The 3,060-nt window shown below is 63.9% G+C and carries 4 protein-coding genes; 3 read left to right on the top strand and 1 reads right to left on the bottom strand.

Annotated features, from left to right (window positions below; translation table 11 throughout):
- A partial coding sequence (hpt, locus tag QOI01_RS29615) for a hypoxanthine phosphoribosyltransferase (protein WP_526386717.1) occupies positions 1-625 on the top strand: 625 nt, incomplete at its 5' end.
- Here hpt and QOI01_RS29610 read toward each other — a convergent pair.
- Complete coding sequence (locus QOI01_RS29610; protein WP_526386715.1) at positions 622-1,341, bottom strand: SIMPL domain-containing protein; 720 nt, start codon at positions 1,339-1,341, stop codon at positions 622-624. The two genes, hpt and QOI01_RS29610, sit on opposite strands and share 4 nt — an antisense overlap.
- Positions 1,342-1,445: 104 nt before the next feature.
- On the opposite strand from QOI01_RS29610, the gene QOI01_RS29605 reads away from it, so the two are divergent.
- Both QOI01_RS29605 and QOI01_RS29600 read left to right on the top strand, forming a co-directional pair.
- On the top strand, positions 1,446-1,580 hold the full coding sequence (locus QOI01_RS29605; protein ID WP_526386713.1) for a hypothetical protein: 135 nt from the start codon (positions 1,446-1,448) through the stop codon (positions 1,578-1,580).
- A gap of 102 nt (positions 1,581-1,682) precedes the next feature.
- Positions 1,683-2,468 (top strand): alpha/beta hydrolase, encoded by a 786-nt coding sequence (locus QOI01_RS29600; protein WP_526386711.1) that lies wholly within the window; start codon positions 1,683-1,685, stop codon positions 2,466-2,468.
- Positions 2,469-3,060: the final 592 nt, after the last annotated feature.

The following is a 3,060-nucleotide window of genomic DNA, read 5'->3' as shown; positions in this document are numbered from 1 at the left end:
GCCACCGTTGGTTCTAAGCCCGATGACATGGCACGCTGTGGGCGTGGCAGCGGAATCGCCGGAGCTATACCCCGGGGACATCAAGTCGGTCCTGCTGAGCGAAGAGCAGATCCAGGCCCGCATCGCCGAGCTCGGAGCGCAGATCGGTGCGGACTTTCGCGAACGGTCCCTCGCCGACGATCGGGACCTGTTGTTGATCACCGTGCTCAAGGGCGCTGTCATGTTCGTCACCGACCTGGCCCGCGCGATCCCGCTGCCGACCCAGTTCGAGTTCATGGCGGTCAGCTCCTATGGATCGTCGACGTCCTCGTCGGGTGTGGTGCGGATCCTCAAAGATCTCGACCGCGACATCAACGACCGGGATGTGCTGATCGTCGAGGACGTGGTCGACTCCGGGCTGACCCTGTCCTGGTTGCTGCGCAACTTGGCCACCCGGCATCCGCACTCGCTGCGGGTGTGCACGCTGTTGCGCAAGCCCGACGCACGGCGGGCCAACGCCGACATCGCCTACGTGGGTTTCGACATCCCCAACGAGTTCGTGGTCGGCTACGGCCTGGATTACGACGAGCGCTACCGCGACCTGCCGTACATCGGAACTTTGGACCCGAGGGTCTACCAGGACTAACGCAATTCCCACACCGCGGTGACCGAGAAGCTCACCGTCTGCTGACCCGGCTCCAGCGGAACACTGGCCTGCATGCCGCTTCGTGGCGCTGGAATTCCCGTCGGGGATGCGCCGCCGGAGGCTTCTGATACCGACAGGATCTTGCCCAGTCCGAGCCCGGACAGCTGCGCGTATTGCGCGGCCCGGTCTTTGGCGTCCTGAAATGCGTGTGCACGCGCGTCCTTCACCAGCTGCGAATCATCGGCGATGGAGTAGCTGACCGAGTTGATCCGGGTCGCATCACCGCCGGTTCCGACGATGACGGCCAGCAGGCGCGACGCGTTGCCGGCGGGGTGGATCTTGACCCGGATCGAATTGGCGGCCCGATACCCGGTGATGGTGCCGCCGGCATTGTCGTATTGCGGTTGCAGGCTCACATCGGTGGTGCTGATGTCCTTGCGGTCGACGCCCGGGTTGGCCAACGCATCGATGACCGCCTGCTGCCGGCTATTGGTCTGATCCATCGCCCCGGTGACGTCGCGGGCGGTGAACTCGATGCCGACATCCGCGGTGAGCGTGTCCGGGACGCCCTGTACGTGGCCGGAGCCGACGACGGTCACCTGGCGCGGATTGTCGCCGGCCCGTTCCGGGCTATGGTCGCAGGCCGATGCCGCCGCGGCGAGACCCAATGCGAGCGTGATACTCAATGGCAGTCCGGCACTTCTCAGGACAGGCATGATGGCACCCTAGCCGTTCTTGCGGTCGGCGATTTCCTGTCTGCGCGCTTCCTCGAGCATGCTTCGAACTTTATTGATGGGTCGCTGCTCACGATTATGGTTGCGTGCCTGTACTATTCGAGCGCTTCGTTGTTCTGCTCTACTTCGTCTGTTCAGGGGCGGCGCTCGCAGGCCGCGCGTCGCTGCGGGAACAGGTCGACTCCGGCGGGTGCAGTGCGATACGTCTCGCCAGTCGCTGATATCCAGCCGACGGTGCCATCGACGACCTGTCCGTCGCGAGGTGTACCCAAAATGACGCTTACGGGGCACTGTGTGCCCCACCGGCTGTCATTCTGAGTCTCATGTCCGATACCAAGCACGTCGTCCTCATTCATGGCGCGTGGAGCCGTGGCGAGCAGCTGACTCCGGCCCGCACCGCGTTCGAAGAGCGTGGCTACAGGGTGCACACCCCGACGCTGCGTCATCACGAACTACCGATGCGCGAAGGTGCGATGAAGGTCGCGTCGCTAAGCCTTAGCGACTACACCGACGACCTAGTGGCATACGTGAATTCGCTGGATTCCCCAGTGCTTCTAATAGGTCATTCGATGGGAGGGCTGCTGGCGCAATTGGTTGCCGCGCGCACAGACCACGCTGGGTTGGTCGCAGCCTGTCCTGGCTCAGCGGCGGGCATCTTCGGTACAACTCCCACAAACATGCGGATGGCCCTCCCGTCCTTGCTACGGCCACGCGCATGGGCCAAGCCGGTGTATCCCCCGACGTTGGAGCAATGTCAACGGTGGATCGCCAACTCTCAGACTGAGGACACCGCCCGCGAGATATATGACGGCTTGGTCTGCGAATCCGGACGAGCATTCTGGGAGATGGCCCTTGCGGTGCTGAAGCTTTCCAAGCCAACCGTTGTCGACTTCGCAGCGGTGACAACCCCCGTGCTGGTGATAGGGGGCGAGTGCGACCGCATCGTGCCAACCGGAGTCGTGCGCCAGACCGCAGCCAAGTATCAGCAGGGCACCCACGTCGAAATTCCGCGTTCCGACCACATGGTGTTTTCAGGGGAAGCGCTACCCGTCACCGTGGGCCAGATTGACGACTGGATTGCTAGGAACCACGTGCTCGCGATTGCCTAGCTGCCCCCGGCGGACACAGGCAGGGGGTATCTCAGAAGATTTCCCGTGCCATCGGCTAGCTGCTGGTCCCGCCATCTGCCGAAGGTCTTTAGTTACCGCCCGGCCCAAAGGGCCGTGGAGTCCGACGTCTTGGTGGTGGTTGCCACACGGTCACAACCGGATACCGATCCGGCGTATCACTGACCCCAATTCTCACTGTAGTCACTATCGTCACAGGTTTGAATCCCTGCGCGTCCGCTGGTGACGAGCAACGGGGAAGTCCAGGCACCCATCGGAGGTTTGACGTGTGGGTATTTGCCCGACTCGCACCGGTATCGGTGGCGTCGGTGGCCGCCATTGGACTCATCGCTCCGGTAGTCGTGGCTCCTCATGCGGCAGCCGCGCCGTGCGCGCAGACAGCTGCCGCGGCAGCGCCGAACCGTATTCAGCCGCTGCCGGGGGCGGCGATGCCGCCGGTAGAACATGTGCCGACGGGGCGAATGCCCCGCGGAGCACAGAACCAGGCAGTTCCGTCCAGGGTGGGTCCGCTCCCAGCGGCCTCAGACCCGGCGGCGCCGGGTGCACTGAACTACGCGCCGATGCAACAAGACGG

This window comes from Mycobacterium sp. (assembly GCF_032162605.1).
Classification (GTDB): Bacteria; Actinomycetota; Actinomycetes; order Mycobacteriales; family Mycobacteriaceae; genus Mycobacterium.
This window is presented reverse-complemented; position numbering and strand designations above follow the sequence as displayed.

Excerpts from the sequence above, each read along its gene's own strand:
- QOI01_RS29610 (WP_526386715.1), bottom strand. The coding sequence starts at position 1,341 with ATGCCTGTCCTGAGAAGTGCCGGACTGCCATTGAGTATCACGCTCGCA.
- QOI01_RS29600 (WP_526386711.1), top strand. The coding sequence starts at position 1,683 with ATGTCCGATACCAAGCACGTCGTCCTCATTCATGGCGCGTGGAGCCGT.